14 protein-coding genes are annotated in these 17,097 nt (G+C 69.4%); 11 read left to right on the top strand and 3 right to left on the bottom strand.

Features of this window, described 5'->3' with window-relative positions; all coding sequences use genetic code 11:
* Window positions 1-69: 69 nt before the first annotated feature.
* A complete protein-coding gene (gene aceE, locus ACH47Z_RS03300) occupies window positions 70-2,817 on the bottom strand; it encodes a pyruvate dehydrogenase (acetyl-transferring), homodimeric type (RefSeq protein ID WP_399069934.1) in 2,748 nt (915 codons plus the stop codon).
* A 391-nt stretch (window positions 2,818-3,208) separates the two neighbouring features.
* Between aceE and ACH47Z_RS03295 the strand changes: the two genes are divergently transcribed.
* From ACH47Z_RS03295 to ACH47Z_RS03270, 6 genes are all read left to right on the top strand, one after another.
* Window positions 3,209-3,634 (top strand): DUF3052 domain-containing protein, encoded by a 426-nt coding sequence (locus tag ACH47Z_RS03295; protein WP_399069932.1) that lies wholly within the window; start codon window positions 3,209-3,211, stop codon window positions 3,632-3,634.
* Window positions 3,635-3,746: 112 nt separating this feature from the next.
* Window positions 3,747-4,205, top strand: coding sequence for a peroxiredoxin (locus ACH47Z_RS03290; RefSeq protein ID WP_399069930.1), 459 nt, complete (start codon window positions 3,747-3,749; stop codon window positions 4,203-4,205).
* 139 nt (window positions 4,206-4,344) lie between these two features.
* Window positions 4,345-4,920 carry a TerD family protein gene (locus ACH47Z_RS03285; RefSeq protein WP_399069928.1) on the top strand — a complete coding sequence of 192 codons (576 nt, stop codon included), beginning with the start codon at window positions 4,345-4,347 and terminating at the stop codon, window positions 4,918-4,920.
* Window positions 4,921-5,020: 100 nt separating this feature from the next.
* Window positions 5,021-5,599, top strand: coding sequence for a TerD family protein (locus ACH47Z_RS03280; RefSeq protein WP_399069926.1), 579 nt, complete (start codon window positions 5,021-5,023; stop codon window positions 5,597-5,599).
* Window positions 5,600-5,752: 153 nt separating this feature from the next.
* Window positions 5,753-6,892 (top strand): DUF475 domain-containing protein, encoded by a 1,140-nt coding sequence (locus ACH47Z_RS03275; RefSeq protein WP_399069924.1) that lies wholly within the window; start codon window positions 5,753-5,755, stop codon window positions 6,890-6,892.
* Between the two features lie 91 nt (window positions 6,893-6,983).
* Window positions 6,984-7,721: a Tellurium resistance gene (locus ACH47Z_RS03270; protein ID WP_399069922.1), complete on the top strand. Its 738-nt coding sequence runs from the start codon at window positions 6,984-6,986 to the stop codon at window positions 7,719-7,721.
* 12 nt (window positions 7,722-7,733) lie between these two features.
* On the opposite strand, the gene ACH47Z_RS03265 is transcribed toward ACH47Z_RS03270, so the two are convergent.
* The gene (locus tag ACH47Z_RS03265) at window positions 7,734-8,480 is read right to left on the bottom strand and encodes a TerD family protein (protein WP_399069919.1); all 747 of its coding nucleotides are present in this window, start codon (window positions 8,478-8,480) and stop codon (window positions 7,734-7,736) included.
* A 183-nt stretch (window positions 8,481-8,663) separates the two neighbouring features.
* On the opposite strand from ACH47Z_RS03265, the gene ACH47Z_RS03260 reads away from it, so the two are divergent.
* The 3 genes from ACH47Z_RS03260 to ACH47Z_RS03250 are packed head-to-tail and all read left to right on the top strand — an operon-like array spanning window position 8,664 to window position 13,074.
* Window positions 8,664-9,833, top strand: coding sequence for an HpcH/HpaI aldolase/citrate lyase family protein (locus tag ACH47Z_RS03260; protein ID WP_399069917.1), 1,170 nt, complete (start codon window positions 8,664-8,666; stop codon window positions 9,831-9,833).
* A complete protein-coding gene (locus ACH47Z_RS03255; RefSeq protein WP_399069915.1) occupies window positions 9,830-12,265 on the top strand; it encodes a phosphoribosyltransferase in 2,436 nt (811 codons plus the stop codon). Before ACH47Z_RS03260 ends, ACH47Z_RS03255 begins: the two co-directional genes overlap by 4 nt.
* Complete coding sequence (locus ACH47Z_RS03250; protein WP_399069914.1) at window positions 12,265-13,074, top strand: HAD family hydrolase; 810 nt, start codon at window positions 12,265-12,267, stop codon at window positions 13,072-13,074. The genes ACH47Z_RS03255 and ACH47Z_RS03250 overlap by 1 nt, the downstream gene beginning before the upstream one ends.
* Here the strand turns inward: ACH47Z_RS03250 and ACH47Z_RS03245 are convergent.
* Window positions 13,071-13,277, bottom strand: coding sequence for a zinc ribbon domain-containing protein (locus tag ACH47Z_RS03245; RefSeq protein ID WP_399069912.1), 207 nt, complete (start codon window positions 13,275-13,277; stop codon window positions 13,071-13,073). The two genes, ACH47Z_RS03250 and ACH47Z_RS03245, sit on opposite strands and share 4 nt — an antisense overlap.
* Before the next feature lie 293 nt (window positions 13,278-13,570).
* On the opposite strand from ACH47Z_RS03245, the gene ACH47Z_RS03240 reads away from it, so the two are divergent.
* Window positions 13,571-15,676, top strand: coding sequence for a transglycosylase domain-containing protein (locus ACH47Z_RS03240; protein ID WP_399070366.1), 2,106 nt, complete (start codon window positions 13,571-13,573; stop codon window positions 15,674-15,676).
* A gap of 57 nt (window positions 15,677-15,733) precedes the next feature.
* On the top strand, window positions 15,734-17,017 hold the full coding sequence (locus ACH47Z_RS03235; RefSeq protein ID WP_399069910.1) for a hypothetical protein: 1,284 nt from the start codon (window positions 15,734-15,736) through the stop codon (window positions 17,015-17,017).
* Window positions 17,018-17,097 lie beyond the last annotated feature (80 nt).

The raw sequence follows: 17,097 nt of genomic DNA, 5'->3' as shown, positions 1-17,097 counted from the left end.
CGTAAAGAAAAAGCAACGAGGGCGGCGCCACGGAGATCCGGACACCGCCCTCGTTCAGTCGGTCAACGGCTACGCGTCACCGCCCGCCGCTCCCGGATCCGCCGCCGAGACGTCCAGCAGCTGGTACCGGTCGATGGCCTGCTTCAGTACGGAACGGTCGACCTTGCCCTCCCGCGCCAGCTCGGTCAGCACCGCGACCACGATCGACTGGGCGTCGATGTGGAAGAAGCGCCGCGCCGCGCCCCGGGTGTCGGCGAAGCCGAAGCCGTCCGCGCCCAGGGACTGGTACGTGCCCGGCACCCACCGCGCGATCTGGTCCGGAACCGATCGCATCCAGTCGGACACGGCCACGAACGGACCCTCGGCGCCGCTGAGCTTCCGCGTCACGTACGGCACCCGCTGCTCCTCCTCCGGATGCAGCAGGTTGTGCTCCTCGCACGCCACCGCCTCACGGCGCAGCTCGTTCCAGGACGTCGCCGACCAGACGTCCGCCTTGACGTTCCAGTCCTCGGCGAGGATCTGCTGCGCCTCCAGCGCCCACGGCACCGCCACGCCCGACGCCATGATCTGCGCCGGTACCGAGCCCGCCGTGCCCTCACTGAGCCGGTGGACGCCCTTCAGGATGCCCTCGACGTCCACGTTCTCCGGCTCGGCCGGGTGCTGGATGGGCTCGTTGTAGACGGTCAGGTAGTAGAAGACGTCCTCGCCGTGCGGGTGGTCCTCGTCGGCGCCGTACATCCGGCGCAGGCCGTCCTGGACGATGTGCGCGATCTCGTACGCGTACGCCGGGTCGTAGGCCACGCACGCCGGGTTGGTCGAGGCGAGCAGCTGGGAGTGGCCGTCCGCGTGCTGCAGCCCCTCACCGGTCAGGGTCGTACGGCCGGCGGTCGCGCCCAGCACGAATCCGCGCGCCAGCTGGTCGGCCATCTGCCAGAACTGGTCGCCGGTGCGCTGGAAACCGAACATCGAGTAGAAGACGTAGACCGGGATCAGCGGCTCGCCGTGCGTGGCGTAGGCCGAGCCCGCCGCGATCAGCGAGGCCGTGCAGCCCGCCTCGGAGATGCCGTCGTGCAGCATCTGGCCGGTCGGCGACTCCTTGTAGGCGAGGAGCAGGTCGCGGTCCACCGCCTCGTACTGCTGGCCCAGCGGGTTGTAGATCTTCGCGCTCGGGAAGAAGGAGTCCATGCCGAACGTGCGGTACTCGTCCGGCGCGATCAGCACGAAGCGCTTGCCGATCTCCTTGTCCCGCATGAGGTCCTTCAGCAGCCGGACGAACGCCATGGTCGTGGCGATGGACTGCTGGCCCGTGCCCTTCTTCACGGTCGCGTAGGTCTTGGAGTCCGGCAGCGCGAGCGGCTTGGAGCGCACGACGCGCGTCGGGACGTACCCGCCGCACTGTTTGCGCATGTCGTGCATGTACTGGATCTCGTCCGTGTTCCGGCCCGGGTGGTAGTACGGCGGCGGGCCGGACTCCAGCTGCTGGTCGCTGATCGGCAGGTGCAGGCGGTCGCGGAAGCGCTTGAGGTCGTCGACCGTCAGCTTCTTCATCTGGTGCGTGGCGTTGCGGCCCTCGAAGTTCGGGCCCAGCGTCCAGCCCTTGACCGTCTTGGCGAGGATGACCGTCGGCTGGCCCTTGTGCTCCAGGGCTGCCTTGTACGCCGCGTAGATCTTGCGGTGGTCGTGACCGCCACGGCCCAGCATCAGGATCTGGTGGTCGGTCATGTTCTCGACCATCGCGCGCAGCCGGTGGTCGTCGCCGAAGAAGTGCTCCCGGATGTAGGCGCCCGACTCCGTGGCGTACGTCTGGAACTGGCCGTCCGGGGTCGTGTTCATCCGGTTGACCAGGACGCCGTCCCGGTCCTGCGCGAGCAGCGGGTCCCAGGTGCGGTCCCAGATCAGCTTGATCACGTTCCAGCCGGCGCCCCGGAAGATCGACTCCAGCTCCTGGATGATCTTGCCGTTGCCACGCACCGGGCCGTCGAGCCGCTGCAGGTTGCAGTTGACCACGAAGGTCAGGTTGTCCAGGCCCTCCCGCGCGGCGATGGACAGCTGGCCGAGCGACTCCGGCTCGTCCATCTCGCCGTCGCCGAGGAACGCCCACACGTGCGACCTGGAGGTGTCCGCGATCTCGCGCGCCTCCATGTAGCGGTTCATCCGCGCCTGGAAGATCGCGGCCAGCGGGCCGAGGCCCATGGAGACCGTCGGGAACTCCCAGAAGTCCGGCATGGAGCGCGGGTGGGGGTAGCTGGACAGGCCGTCCGGGTACTTCGACTTCTCCTGGCGGAAGCCGTCGAGCTGCCCCTCGCTGAGCCGGTCGAGCAGGTACGCGCGCGCGTAGATGCCGGGGGAGGCGTGGCCCTGGAAGAAGACCTGGTCGCCGCCGTCGCCCTCGTCCTTGCCACGGAAGAAGTGGTTGAAGCCGACGTCGTACAGCGAGGCGGAGGAGGCGAAGGTGGCGATGTGGCCGCCGACGCCGATGCCGGGGCGCTGGGCGCGCGAGACCATCACGGCCGCGTTCCAGCGGGTCGCGTTGAGGATCTTGCGCTCGATCTCCTCGTTGCCCGGGAAGAACGGCTCGTCCTTGGTGGCGATCGTGTTGACGTAGTCCGTGCTGCGCATCTCGGGCACGGCCACGCGCCGCTCGCGGGCCCGCTCGATCAGCCGGAGCATGAGATAGCGGGCCCGCTCCCGGCCGCGCTCGTCCACGGCGGCGTCGAGGGAGTCGAGCCACTCCTGGGTCTCTTCGGGATCGAAGTCAGGAACCTGACTCGGAAGGCCGCCAATGATGATCGGGTTGCGATCGGATCCGGAAGCCACGCTGTTCCTTACCTGTCAGAGGGCCGGTTCTTCTGCTGTTCTCTGCTTTTCTGCACCTGCCTGCACCGCTCCCCATCGTCTACCTCGGGGCGGCGCACGTCATCTCCACCGGTGAAATCGCAACGATACGCCCGGGGTGTGACGGGCCGGGCAAAGGTGTTCAAGGAGCGAGTGCGGGTGTTACAAAACGGGCAAATGTGTGTGATATGGGTCACGCTGGATCGGAGTGCGGTGCCGGGAGTTGCGGTGACAAGGCCGGTATCGTCACCGTTTCGGCGGTCCGAACGGCCGGGTACTTGCGCGATCCGCCCCGCCCGTGTGGACTACGGCCAAGCATCACGCGCACGCGCGTGGCTGAGTTGTTCCCAAAGACATGATCAGGAGGCAGACCGTGAGCGCGACCGCGGACCACGCGGAGACGAGCCTGGCCGTCAGGCTGGGGTTCCAGCCCGGACAGGTGGTCCAGGAGATCGGCTACGACGACGACGTAGACCACGACCTCCGCGAGTCCATCGAGGAGACCATCGGCAGCGAGCTGGTGGATGAGGACTACGACGACGTTGCCGACGTCGTGTTGCTGTGGTTCCGTGACGAGGACGGCGACCTGACGGATGCGCTGGTCGACGCCATCGGCCTTCTCGAAGAGGGCGGCCTGATCCGACTCCTCACGCCGAAGACCGGCCGGGACGGGTACATCGAGCCCAGCGACATCAACGACGCCGCTCAGACGGCCGGCCTGTCACAGGCCAAGAGCGTCAGCGTGGGCAAGGACTGGAACGACACCAAGCTGCAGACGCCGAAGGGCTCGAAGCGGTGATTCGTCTCCTCTAGGTGAGCGGGGCGGGGGCGGCGGTCCCTCCGGGCGACCGCCGCCCCCGTCGCCGTAGGCTGTTCTCCTCCGAACAGCCCACCGAAAGGGAAACATCCCGATGGCGATCCAGGTCGGCGACAAGGCCCCCGACTTCGAGCTCAAGGACAACCACGGCGCCACCGTGAAGCTCTCGGACTTCCGTGGCGAGAAGAAGGTCGTCCTGCTCTTCTACCCCTTCGCCTTCACCGGTGTGTGCACCGGCGAGCTGTGCGAGCTGCGCGACAACCTGCCGAAGTTCGCCGACCGCGACACCCAGGTGCTCGCCGTCTCCAACGACTCCATCCACACCCTGCGCGTCTTCGGCGAGCAGGAGGGCCTGGAGTACCCGCTGCTGAGCGACTTCTGGCCGCACGGCAACGTCTCGCGCGCGTACGGCGTCTTCGACGAGGACAAGGGATGCGCCGTGCGGGGCACCTTCATCATCGACAAGGAGGGCGTCGTGCGCTGGACCGTGATCAACGGCCTGCCGGACGCCCGCGACCTGAACGAGTACGTGAAGGCGCTCGACACCCTGTAGGCCGACCGTGGGCCGACCCCGTGAGTCTCGAGGTCCAGGGTCTGCGGGGGGCGGGAACCCGTCACTAGGATCGGCACGTTGATCCGGTATCCGAAGCACGGCGGGGGCTCCCCGCCCCTGGACCACACATGGAGGACCCGTGGGAGTCAGCCTCAGCAAGGGCGGCAACGTATCGCTGACGAAGGAGGCCCCGGGCCTGACCGCCGTCATCGTCGGTCTGGGCTGGGACGTGCGCACCACGACCGGCACCGACTTCGACCTCGACGCCAGCGCGCTGCTGCTGAACAACTCCGGCAAGGTCGCGAGCGACCAGCACTTCGTCTTCTTCAACAACCTCAAGAGCCCCGACGGCTCCGTCGAACACACCGGTGACAACCTCACCGGTGAGGGCGAGGGGGACGACGAGGCCATCAAGGTCAACCTGGCCGGCGTCCCGGCCGACATCGAGAAGATCGTCTTCCCGGTGTCGATCTACGACGCCGAGAACCGCCAGCAGTCCTTCGGCCAGGTCCGCAACGCCTTCATCCGCGTCGTGAACCAGGCCAACCAGCAGGAGATCGCCCGCTACGACCTGAGCGAGGACGCCTCCACCGAGACCGCCATGGTCTTCGGCGAGCTGTACCGGCACGGGGCGGAGTGGAAGTTCCGCGCCATCGGCCAGGGCTACGCCTCCGGTCTGCGCGGCATCGCCCAGGACTTCGGCGTCAACGTCTGACGTACGCCGGCCTGTGTGTGCCGTCCGGCGCCGCACCGTTTACGGGCGGCGCCGGACGCGCAGGACAACAGAGAAGCACCGCTAGGGGAGGACCAGCATCATGGGCGTCACGCTCGCCAAGGGAGGCAACGTCTCCCTCTCCAAGGCCGCACCGAACCTCACGAACGTCATGATCGGGCTCGGCTGGGACGCCCGGTCCACCACCGGCGCCCCCTTCGACCTGGACGCCAGCGCCCTGCTGTGCGGCGCGGGCAACCGCGTGCTGGGCGACGAGTGGTTCGTCTTCTACAACCAGCTCAAGAGCCCCGACGGCTCGGTCGAGCACACCGGTGACAACCTCACCGGTGAGGGCGAGGGCGACGACGAATCGATTCTGGTGGACCTCACCAAGGTGCCGCCGCAGTGCGAGAAGGTCGTCTTCCCGGTCTCGATCCACATGGCGGACGAGCGCGGCCAGACCTTCGGCCAGGTCTCCAACGCCTTCATCCGCGTGGTCAACCAGGCCGACGGCCAGGAGCTGGCGCGCTACGACCTCAGCGAGGACGCCTCCACCGAGACCGCCATGATCTTCGGCGAGCTGTACCGCTACCAGGGCGAGTGGAAGTTCCGCGCCGTCGGCCAGGGGTACGCGTCGGGGCTGCGCGGCATCGCCCTCGACTTCGGGGTGAACGTCTCGTAGCAATTGTCTCCCCATGAGCCTGACCTGTGGCTTTTGCGTGAGGATTGCCCTGGGTGGTACCGCGGGTAGGGTGCCCCCTTAGACTCGGGTCAACGTTTAGCAAAGCCGAGTACGGCGCGGGGGAGATCCCGTACGGACAAGATGGGGTAGCCAGTGCTTCTGAAAACCTTCGGCTGGTCGTTCGCGGTCACCGCGATCGGCCTCGTCGCCGCCGTCTTCTACGGAGGGTGGGAGGGCTTCGGGGTCGTGGCCATCCTCGCCGTCCTCGAGATCTCCCTGTCGTTCGACAACGCCGTGGTCAACGCCGGAATCCTGAAGAAGATGAACGCCTTCTGGCAGAAGATCTTCCTCACGGTCGGCGTCCTGATCGCGGTGTTCGGCATGCGGCTGGTCTTCCCCGTCGTCATCGTGGCCATCACCGCGAAGCTCAACCCGTACGACGCCGTCCACCTCGCCCTCACCGACAAGGACCAGTACCAGCAGCTGGTCACCGACGCCCACCCGGCGATCGCCGCCTTCGGCGGGATGTTCCTGCTGATGATCTTCCTGGACTTCATCTTCGAGGACCGGGACATCCAGTGGCTGCGCTGGATCGAGCGGCCGCTGGCCAAGCTCGGCAAGGTCGACATGCTGTCGGTCTGCATCGCCCTGATCGTCCTGCTGATCACCTCCTTCACCTTCGCCACCCACGCCCACCAGCACGGCGGCGCCCACGTCGACAAGGCGCAGACGGTCCTGATCTCCGGCATCGCCGGCCTGATCACGTACATGATCGTCGGCGGTCTGTCCGGCTACTTCGAGGACCGGCTGGAGGAAGAGGAGGAGCGCGAGCACGAGGAGGAGGAAGAGGCCGCCCGCTCCGGCAAGCAGAAGTCGGCGGTGCTGCTGGCCGGCCAGGCCGCGTTCTTCATGTTCCTCTACCTGGAGGTCCTGGACGCGTCCTTCTCCTTCGACGGTGTGATCGGCGCCTTCGCCATCACCAACGACATCGTGATGATGGCCCTCGGCCTCGGCATCGGCGCGATGTATGTCCGCTCCCTCACGGTCTACCTGGTCCGCCAGGGCACCCTCGACGACTACGTCTACCTGGAGCACGGCGCCCACTACGCGATCGGCGCCCTGGCCGTGATCCTCATGGTCACCATCCAGCACGAGATCAACGAGGTCATCACCGGCCTCGTCGGCGTCGTCCTGATCGCCTTGTCCTTCTGGTCCTCCGTGCGCCGCAACCGCGCGCTCGAGGCCGCCGGCGAGGACAGCGACGAGAAGGCCGAGGTGCCCTCCGGGGTGTGACGCCCCGGCGGGTGAGGAACGCTCTGAAGCGGGGCGGCCGACAGGCTCGGCCGCCCCGACGGCGTACGACAAGGGTTTCCTGGGGGCGGGAATGGGTTTCTTCGACGGGCTGCTGGGCGCGCGGCTCTCCGACTTCGACTCGGGCGAGGCCGCGACCGGCTCCATCCAGCTCACCGGACGGCACCAGACGGTGTCGCTCACCAAGCAGGGCGCGGCCACGGGCAATCTGCGCGTCAACCTGACCTGGCGGATGCGCACGTCCGACTTCGACACCACCCCGCGCGGCAGCCTCTTCCGGCACCCCTTCAGGGCGCTGCGACCCCCGGAGGTCCTCGGCCACGGCCAGTCCATGGTAAACGTCGACCTCGACCTCGGCTGCCTGTACGAGCTGACCGACGGCACGAAGGGCGTCGTCCAGCCGCTTGGCAACTACCTCGGCGACGTCAACGCCCCGCCGTACATCAAGCTCAGCGGCGACGACCGGTTCGGCTCGGCGTCCGGCGAGACGATGTACGTCAACCTCGACCACCGCGACGCCATCAAACGCCTGCTGGTCTTCGTCTACATCTACGACCAGACCCCGGCCTTCGACCGCACCCACGCCATCGTCACCCTGTACCCCAGCAACGGCCCCCGCATAGAGATCGGCCTCGACGAACGGCACCCCCAGGCCCGGTCGTGCGCCGTGGTGATGATCGAGAACGTCAAGGGCGAACTGATCGTCCGCCGCGAGGTGAAGTTCGTGTACGGCTTCCAGGGCGAGCTGGACCGGTTGTACGGGTGGGGGCTGCAGTGGGGCAGGGGCTACAAGACGAAGGTGGAGAAGTGAGGGCGGGCGCACTCACCGCCCGATGAACTGCGGCCCCTGCGGCGGCAGCCGGAAGTTCGGGTCCATGGGCCCCACGGCCACCGGCACAGGCTGCGGGTAGCCGTACGCCGGCTGCGGGTACCCGTACGCAGGCGGCTGCTGAGGCATGGCGGCAGTCGTCGGCTGCTCGGGAGGCAGCGGCTGGGACGCCGTGGGCTCCGGCCCCGGCTCGGCCCCCTCCGACTCGTCCACCGAGATACCGAAGTCCGTCGCGAGCCCCTTCAGCCCGTCCTGGTACCCCTCGCCCAGCGCGCGGAACTTCCAGCCCTCCCCGCGCCGGTACAGCTCACCGCAGATCAGCGCCGTCTCCGCGCCGGTCTCCGGCTTGATGTCGAAGCGGGCCAGCGGCTCACCGTCGGCGGCCGCGTCGTACAGCTGGATGCACAGCGCCGGCACCTGATCGAAGGTGAGGCCGTCGGCGGAGGCGACGAGCAGGATCCGCCCGACACCCGGCTCGACACCGGAGAGATCTGTCTGGATCGTGTCGGTCAGCCCCTCGGCGACCCGCTTCTTGCCGAGTCGCCACACCTGTCCGGACGGGTGCCGGGGCTGGTTGTAGAAGACGAAGTCCTCGTCGGAGCGCACCCGGCCGCCGGGGCCCAGCAGCAGCGCCGAGGCGTCCACGTCCGGGACTCCCTGCCCGGGGGTCCAGCGCAGCACGGCCCGGACCGTGGTGGCTTCCAGCGGGATGTTCGACCCCTTCGGCATCGCGTGCGTCATGCGGTCATCCTGCCTTCTCGGTCCTGGTCACGACAATGCGGGGTAGGGCCGCCGAAGGCCGCCGACACAAGCGAGTTACCGGAAATTCATGCCCGCAGGGAACCCCGGACATGGGTCCCTACGTACTATTACCGGCCACCCTTTACCGAACACAGACTCGGGCCCTCGCCCATAGGGAGTCCTATGCGTCATTTCGGGCACATCGCCCCCGAGGTGCGGCGGCGCCTCTTCCACCGGGAGCCGTGCGACTTCACCGCCGACTCCCCGGCCCGGCTGCTCGCCGTCGCCCTCGGCGCCACCCTGTACAGCCCGGCCACCCGGCCGCGGCTCGCCGACGACATCGTCAAACAGGCCGGGAACGGCGTGGTCTCGATGGTGCTGTGCCTGGAGGACTCGATCGACGACGCGGACGTCGTGGCCGGTGAGGAGAACCTCGTCCACCAGTTCGCCGACCTCGCCGCCCGGCCCGGCGCCGAGCCGCCGCTGCTCTTCATCCGGGTGCGCACCCCCGAGCAGATCCCCGATCTCGTCCGCCGGCTCGGCGCGTCCGTGCGCCTGCTGTCCGGATTCGTGCTGCCCAAGTTCACCGAGGAACGCGGCATCCCGTTCCTGGAGGCCCTGACGGTCGCCGAGGCCGAGAGCGGGCGCCGGCTGTTCGCCATGCCCGTCCTGGAGTCCCCCGAGCTGCTCTACCGCGAGTCCCGCGTGGACACCCTGGAGGGCATCGCCCGCGCGGTCGACAAGTACCGCGACCGGGTACTGGCCCTGCGCCTCGGCGTGACCGACTTCTGCTCCTCCTACGGCCTGCGCCGCGCCCCCGACATGACCGCGTACGACGTCCAGGTCGTCGCCTCCGTGATCGCCGACGTGGTGAACATGCTGGGCCGGGCCGACGGCACCGGATTCACCGTGACCGGGCCCGTGTGGGAGTACTTCCGGATCTCCGAGCGCATGTTCAAGCCACAGCTGCGGCAGAGCCCCTTCCTGGAGGGACAGGCCGTCGAGCTGCGCGAGAGGCTGATCGAGCACGCCATGGACGGACTGCTGCGGGAGATCTCCCTCGACCACGCCAACGGCCTGCTCGGCAAGACCTGCATCCACCCCTCCCATGTGCTGCCGGTGCACGCGCTGTCCGTGGTCAGCCACGAGGAGTACAGCGACGCCCAGGACATCCTGCGCCCCGAGCGAGGCGGCGGGGGCGTCCTGCGGTCGGCGTACACGAACAAGATGAACGAGGTGAAGCCGCACCGCGCCTGGGCCGAGCGGACCCTGCTGCGCGCCGAGGCCTTCGGCGTGGCCCACGAGGACGTCGGCTTCGTGGAGCTGCTGGCCGCCGGAATAAGGAACGCATGAAGAACGCAGTGAACGACGGGGTCTGGTCCGGCAGTTGGGTCGCGCAGCGGCTCGGGGTCGAACTCGCGGGAGACGAGGACCTGCCGGCCCTGCTGGGACTCGCCCTGCGTCGTAACCCCAAGCGGGCCCATCTGCTGGTCTCCAACGTGCTCGGCAAGCATGTGCCGCAGTCGCCCGCCGTGGTCTACGGCCATGGGTTCCGGCTGGGTCGCCGGGTCGCCGAGCTGCTCGGCGAGGAGGCGGCCACCGCGGTTGTCCTCGGCTATGCGGAGACCGCGACCGGGCTGGGCCACGCTGTCGCCGACGGTCTCGGCACCGCGCCGTATCTGCACTCCACGCGGCGGCCGGTGGCCGGGGTCGCCCGGGCGGGCGGGTTCGAGGAGTCGCACTCCCATGCCACGTCGCATCTGCTGCTGCCGGAGGAACCTTCGCTGCTGGCGGGGGACGGGCCGCTGGTGCTGGTCGACGATGAGTTCTCCACCGGTAACACTGTGCTGAACACCGTTCGTGATCTGCATGAGCGGTATCCGCGCGGGCGGTACGTGGTGGTCGCGCTGGTCGATATGCGGTCGGCCGAGGATGTCGAGCGGCTGGAACGGTTCGCCGAGGAGATCGGGGCGCGGGTGGATCTCGTCGCCGCCGCTTCCGGGGTCGTACGCCTGCCGTCGGGTGTGCTGGAGGAGGGGCAGCGGCTGGTCGCCGAGTACGACCGGCAACACGGCTCGCCCGACCCGTCGTACGGCCGTATCACCCGCGTAGAGCTTCACTGGCCCCCCCGCCTTCCCGACGGCGGCCGCCATGGCTTCACCCCCGCCCACCGCGCCCGCCTCGAGGCCGCCCTGCCCGCCATGGCCGCCCGCATCGCCGACGCCCTGCCCGGCGATGCCCGACGCGTCCTCGTCCTCGGCTTCGAGGAGCTGATGTACGCCCCCCTGCGGCTCGCCCGGGAGCTGGAGCAGGTCGCGGAGGCCGAGGTGCGGTTCTCCACCACCACGCGGTCGCCCGTGCTCGCGCTGGACGACCCGGGGTACGCGATACGCAGCCGGCTGGTCTTCCCCGCCCACGACGACCCGGCCGACGGGCCCGGCGAGCGGTACGCCTACAACGTCGCCGGCGCCGGCTTCGACGCCGTCGTGGCCGTGGTGGACTCCGTCGCCGACACCCCCGCCCTGCACGCGCCCGACGGGCTGCTGGCCCGGCTCGCCGCCCACACCCCGCACGTCCTGCTCGCGGTCGTCCCGTCGTACGCTCCGCACGTTCCCGAAAGGCCGGCCATGCTGCCCGAGCCCCTCCGTGGCCCCGCATTCTCCTCGTACGCGCCGGAGGAGGTCGGCTGGCTGCTCCAGGACCTCTCCGACGTCACCCTGGAGGCGCCGACCGAGGAGCGGGAGGAGGCCATCCAGAGCGGCGGGGCGCACTACGCCGAGTCGCTGCCGGTGGAGTACCAGCCCAGCGAGCAGTACCAGGAGCTGTTCCAGGCCGCCCTCGACGCCTCCGCCGCCCGTATCGCGCAGGCCGTCGGGGTGGTGACGGACACCGTCCTGGCCGAGCGGTCACCACGCCCGGTGCTGGTGTCGCTGGCCCGGGCCGGAACGCCCGTCGGTGTCCTGATGCGCCGCTGGGCGCGGTTCCGGCACGGGCTGGACCTGCCGCACTACGCCGTGTCGATCGTGCGCGGCCGGGGCATCGACGCCAACGCGCTGCGCTGGCTCGCCGCCCACCACGACCCGCGGGACGTCGTGTTCGTCGACGGCTGGACCGGCAAGGGCGCCATCACCCGCGAACTCACCCAGGCCATCGAGGAGTTCGAGTCGAAGGAGGGCATCACCGGCTTCGACCCGGAGATCGCCGTACTCGCCGACCCGGGCTCCTGCGTGCGCACCTACGGCACCCGCGAGGACTTCCTCATCCCCTCGGCCTGCCTCAACTCCACGGTGTCCGGCCTGATCTCGCGTACGGTGCTGCGCGCCGACCTGGTCGGCCCGGACGACTTCCACGGCGCGAAGTTCTACCGCGAACTCGCCGGCGCCGATGTCTCCGTGGCCTTCCTCGACGCCGTCGCCGCCCGCTTCCCCGAGGTCGCCGACTCCGTCGGCACCGCCGTCAAGGAGCTGATGGCCGAGGACCGCACCCCGACCTGGGCGGGCTGGCGGGCCGTGGAGCGGATCAGCGAGGAGTACGGCATCCACGACGTGAACCTCGTCAAGCCCGGCGTCGGCGAGACCACCCGGGTGCTGCTGCGCCGGGTGCCCTGGAAGATCCTGGCCCGCGAGGGGGCCGGCGCCGACCTCGGCCACGTACGCCTGCTCGCCGAGCAGCGGGGCGTTCCCGTCGAGGAGGTCGGCGACCTGCCGTACACCTGCGTCGGGCTGATCCACCCTCAGTACACGCGGGGTGCGACGGGCGCCGACGGCAAGGCGGTGAACGTCTGATGCCGGTGCTGGTGGCGAGCGACCTCGACCGTACGCTGATCTACTCCTCGGCGGCCCTCGCGCTGACCATGCCGGACGCCCGGGCGCCCCGGCTGCTGTGCGTGGAGGTGCACGAGGCCAGGCCGCTGTCGTACATGACCGAGACGGCCGCGCAGTTGCTGACCGACCTCGGGGACACGGCCGTCTTCGTGCCGACGACCACGCGCACCCGCAAGCAGTACCAGCGGATCAATCTGCCCGGACCACCGCCGAAGTACGCGATCTGCGCCAACGGCGGCCATCTGCTGGTCGACGGGGTCACCGACGCCGACTGGCACGCGGGCGTGCAGGCGCGGCTCGCGGACGAGTGCGCGCCGCTGGCGGAGGTGCGCGAGCACCTGACGCGCTCCGCCGATCCCGCGTGGGTGCGCAAGCACCGGGTCGCCGAGGACCTGTTCGCCTACCTCGTCGTCGAGCGCGACCTGCTCCCCGAGAGCTGGGTGAAGGAGCTGGCGGTGTGGGCGCAGGCCCGGGGCTGGACGGTCTCCCTCCAGGGCCGCAAGATCTACGCCGTCCCCAAGCCGCTCACCAAGAGCGCCGCCGTCCGCGAGGTGGCCCGCCGCACCGGCGCCGACCTCACCCTGGCCGCCGGCGACTCCCTCCTGGACGCCGACCTCCTCCTGGCGGCCGACCGGGGCTGGCGCCCGGGCCACGGCGAACTCGCCGACACGGGCTGGACGGCCCCGGAGATCACCGCGCTGCCGGAGCGGGGCGTCCTGGCAGGGGAGAGGATCGCCCGGGAGTTCCTGAAGGCTGCCCGGCAGGGCTAGCCGCAGCACCCTCCACCACAGCAGCCGCCCCCGCCGGAAGGCGTCTTGGCGGCGGCCGTACCCCCCACCGACACGGTCGACAGCAACTTCACCGTGTCGGCGTGTCCCGCGGGGCACTGGGCGGGTGCGGCCGATTCCGCCATCGGTCGGCTGAGTTCGAACGTGTCACCGCAGGTCCGGCACCGGTATTCGTAGCGAGGCATGGGCAAAGGTTAGCCGCCGTGGCCCGGTTCGGGCCCCCTTGGTCCGTTTCGAACGGCGTTCCTCACAGACACATGTGTGAGGGTTTCGAAAACACGGCTGATAGCTTGTTTCCGCCGTTGCGAGAACGCTCAGCTCACCGCGCGAGCAAGAGCGAGTGCGGAGGGGAGACGCCGTCGTGACTGACGCGTCGGGGGGACGGAACCGTCCCCAAGGGGGAGACCAAGGCGGGGACATACCCGACGCCGAGGCGACCCTGCACATCAGGGTCGGTGCCGCCCGGGCGGACGAGACCATGCAGTTGCGGGTGCCCACGCCCCCGGAGCCGCCCGCGAAGGGCGGGGGCGGCCGGGCCGAACGCCGGCGCAGTGCGCGCCCCTCGGGGCGTCAACGCGCCGAGGGAGCGGCCCGTCGGCTGCTCGCGCTGCTCGCGCCCCTGGCGCCGTACGCGCGCCGCCTCGCGCCCTACGCGCGCCGCCTGAAGCCCGTCTACCCGCGTCCGGGCCGGACCGGCTGGCGCCGCTGGGTGCCCTCCTGGCGCCAGTGGCTCGGCGGTTTCCTCACCAGCGTGGGCCTGCTCGGCGCCTTCCTCGTCACGGCGTACGCGATGACGGACATACCGAGCAACCTGAACACGTACGCCACCCAGCAGGACAACGTCTACTTCTGGTCCGACGGCACCCCCATGGCCCGTACGGGCTGGGTGCAGCGGCAGGCGATGCCGCTGAAGGACATACCCCAGGACGTCCGCTGGGCGGTGCTGGCGGCGGAGAACGAGACCTTCTACTCCGATCCCGGCGTGTCCATGCGGGGCATCACCCGCGCCCTGTGGCAGACCGTGGGCGAGGGGTACACCGCGGGCGGATCGACCATCACCCAGCAGTACGTCAAAAACGTCTATCTCAACCAGAACCAGACGGTCACCCGCAAGTTCACCGAGGCGATGATCGCCCTCAAGCTCGACAACAAGATGAGCAAGGACCAGATCCTCGAGGGCTATCTCAACACCAGCTGGTTCGGCCGGGGCACCTACGGCATCCAGCGCGCCGCCCAGGCCTACTACGGCAAGGACGTCGGCAAGCTCAACGTCTCCGAGGCGGCGATGCTCGCGAGCCTGCTCAAGGGCGCCGGCCTGTACGACCCCACGCTCGGCAAGGCCAACCACCAGCGGGCCGTGGAGCGCTGGAAGTGGATCCTCGACCGCATGGTCAAGATCCACAAGCTGACACCGCAGGAGCGGGCCACGTACACGACGTTCCCCGAGCCGCTGAAGAGCAACCCGCTGTACAACACCGGCGAGCAGAGCGACTACCTGGTGGAGCTGGCCTCGCAGTACGCCAAGAAGTCCGGGCATCTGACCGACCAGCAGTTCGACCTGGGCGGCTACCAGATCTACACGACCTTCGACCGCAAGCGGGAGAAGGACCTGACCGGCGCCGTCACCAAGGCCCGCAAGCAGGCCAGGCAGGACCACCCGGGCCAGGCGAAGGACGCCCACTACGGCGCCGCCTCCGTCGCCGCCGACGGGCGGATCCTCGCGGTCTACGGCGGCCCCGACCACCGTACGCAGGGCTACAACGAGTCCAACGCGGCCACCGTCCCGGCCGGCACCGCCTTCCTTCCGTTCGTCTACGCGGCCGGGCTGGAGCACGGCGTGCACAAGACGCGCGGCGGGCCCGCCACCCCGGTCACCCCGGAGAGCGTGTACGACGGCGACGACAACATCCCCGTCATGACCCCCGAGGGGCCGTACTGGGACCGCAGCGGCAAAAGGATCCTCACCCGCAACGACGGCCACAGATCGTACGGGAAGATCACCCTGCGCCAGGCGCTCGCCGGGTCGGTGAACACCCCGTTCATGCAGCTGGGCATGGACGCCGGCCTGGACAAGGTCCGGCAGACCGCCGAGGACGCCGGGCTGCTGTCCGAGACCATCGGCCCCCAGGTGCCCGCGCTGTCGCTGGGCAACTCGACGCCGAGCGCGATCCGGATGGCGAGCGGATACGCCACGTTCGCCGCCGACGGCAGCCACACCGAGCCGTACTCGGTGCGCCGGATCACCCGCAACGGCTCGCCGGTCCCCCTGAACACCCCGCGTCCGACACGCGCGGTCAGCACCGAGGTGGCCCAGGAGGTCACCGAGGCGCTCACCGACTCCTTCCACGCCGTCCACCCGACCACCGCCGCGACCCACCCGGGGGCGGCGGGGAAGGCCGGCACCACCGAGGACGACACCGCCGCCTGGTACGCCGGAACGGCCGACGCCGTCTCGACGGCGGTGGTCGTCTACCGCATGGACCTGACGAAGTCCCTGGAGCCGCTGCCGCTCCAGGGCCTGGCCGGAACATCCGCCGACAGCGTGCCGTACCGACTGTGGACGGCCGCCATGGGCCTGGACTGACCGCCCGGGCCCGCACCCGCACCCCTGCCACCGCCACCCTCGCAGATTGAGCCGCGCATGCCCCGCAAGAAGTCGCCGCGCCGCCGACAGGCACCCGCCCCGGCCCTCATACGCCGGCCGCAGGTCCTGACGCTGGCCGCCTTTCTCGTCATCGCCTCACTCGTGGCCGGGTACCTGGCCCTGACCCGCACCGACCGCACCACCCCGGCCGCCTCCGCCGGCCCGCAGCCCACGTCGACCGCCGCCAAGCCCAGCCCGAGCCCCTCCTGGGACGGCAAGACCAAGATCCTCGGAGACGGCTCCACCTCCTACACCGGCCCGCAGAAGGGGCAGTTGAAGCCGGTGCCGCTCAAGCCCGGGGAGAAGCCGCCCCAGTTCGTCGTCTTCTCCTGGGACGGCGCCCTGGAGGGCAGCGACCATCTCTTCTCGCACTACCGGGAGATGGCCAAGGAGTACAACGCCCACATGACCTTCTTCCTCACCGGCATCTACCTGCTGCCCAAGAGCAAGAAGTCCCTGTACCAGGGCCCGATGCACAACCCCGGTGACGCCGCGATCGACTACGCCACCGACGACCACATCCGCACCACCCTGGAACAGCTCCGCCTCGCCTACGAGCAGGGCAACGAGATCGGCACCCACTTCAACGGGCACTTCTGCGGCGCCAAGGGCGGCGGCGACTGGAGCGTCGAGCAGTGGAAGAGTGAGATCGACCAGTTCTACTCCTTCGTGGAGAAGTGGAAGACCAACACCGGCTACTCCGACATCCCGGCGCTGCCCTTCGACTTCAAGCAGGAGGTCACCGGCGGCCGCGCGCCCTGCCTGGAGGGCCAGCCGAACCTGCTGAAGGCCCTCAAGAGCTACGGCTGGCGCTACGACGCCAGCTCCCCGGGCGACTTCCAGATCTGGCCGGCGAAGAAGAACGGCGTCTGGGACTTCCCGCTGGAGCTGCTGCCGTTCTCGGAGAGGACGCAGGCCCTGTCGATGGACTTCAACTTCCTCTACAACCAGTCGAACGGCGAGGTCCACGGCGACTCGGCCAAGCACGCGCAGTGGGAACAGCAGTCCGTCGACTCCTACATGGCCGGCTTCAACCGCGTCTACTACGGCAGCCGCGCGCCCCTGTTCATCGGCAACCACTTCGAGGACTGGAACGGCGGCATCTACATGAAGGCCGTCGACCAGGTCATTCCGCAGATCTGCACCAAGAAGGACGTCAAGTGCGTGTCCTTCAAGGAGCTGACCGACTGGCTCGACGTGCAGAAGCCGCAGACCCTCGCGGCGCTGCGCGTCCTCGACCCGGCACAGTCGCCGGCGAACTGGTCGACCGTCGTCAAGTGACAAGCGAATAACGGTAGTTCCGCTTGTGCGGCTCTCTTCACATCCGCCACACGATCCATGCAAGGATGCGTACCGCTCGG

Origin of the sequence: Streptomyces sp. NPDC020192 (assembly GCF_044388685.1) — a bacterium.
GTDB lineage: Bacteria > Actinomycetota > Actinomycetes > Streptomycetales > Streptomycetaceae > Streptomyces.
The sequence above is the reverse complement of the archived record's forward strand: the minus strand, read 5'-3'. Positions and strand labels throughout refer to the sequence as shown.

Excerpts from the sequence above, each read along its gene's own strand:
- ACH47Z_RS03245 (WP_399069912.1), bottom strand. The coding sequence starts at position 13,277 with ATGCCTCGCTACGAATACCGGTGCCGGACCTGCGGTGACACGTTCGAA.
- ACH47Z_RS03235 (WP_399069910.1), top strand. The coding sequence starts at position 15,734 with ATGCCCCGCAAGAAGTCGCCGCGCCGCCGACAGGCACCCGCCCCGGCC.
- ACH47Z_RS03270 (WP_399069922.1), top strand. The coding sequence starts at position 6,984 with ATGGGTTTCTTCGACGGGCTGCTGGGCGCGCGGCTCTCCGACTTCGAC.
- ACH47Z_RS03265 (WP_399069919.1), bottom strand. The coding sequence starts at position 8,480 with ATGACGCACGCGATGCCGAAGGGGTCGAACATCCCGCTGGAAGCCACC.
- ACH47Z_RS03250 (WP_399069914.1), top strand. The coding sequence starts at position 12,265 with ATGCCGGTGCTGGTGGCGAGCGACCTCGACCGTACGCTGATCTACTCC.
- ACH47Z_RS03290 (WP_399069930.1), top strand. The coding sequence starts at position 3,747 with ATGGCGATCCAGGTCGGCGACAAGGCCCCCGACTTCGAGCTCAAGGAC.
- ACH47Z_RS03280 (WP_399069926.1), top strand. The coding sequence starts at position 5,021 with ATGGGCGTCACGCTCGCCAAGGGAGGCAACGTCTCCCTCTCCAAGGCC.
- ACH47Z_RS03240 (WP_399070366.1), top strand. The coding sequence starts at position 13,571 with ATGCAGTTGCGGGTGCCCACGCCCCCGGAGCCGCCCGCGAAGGGCGGG.
- ACH47Z_RS03255 (WP_399069915.1), top strand. The coding sequence starts at position 9,830 with ATGAAGAACGCAGTGAACGACGGGGTCTGGTCCGGCAGTTGGGTCGCG.
- ACH47Z_RS03260 (WP_399069917.1), top strand. The coding sequence starts at position 8,664 with ATGCGTCATTTCGGGCACATCGCCCCCGAGGTGCGGCGGCGCCTCTTC.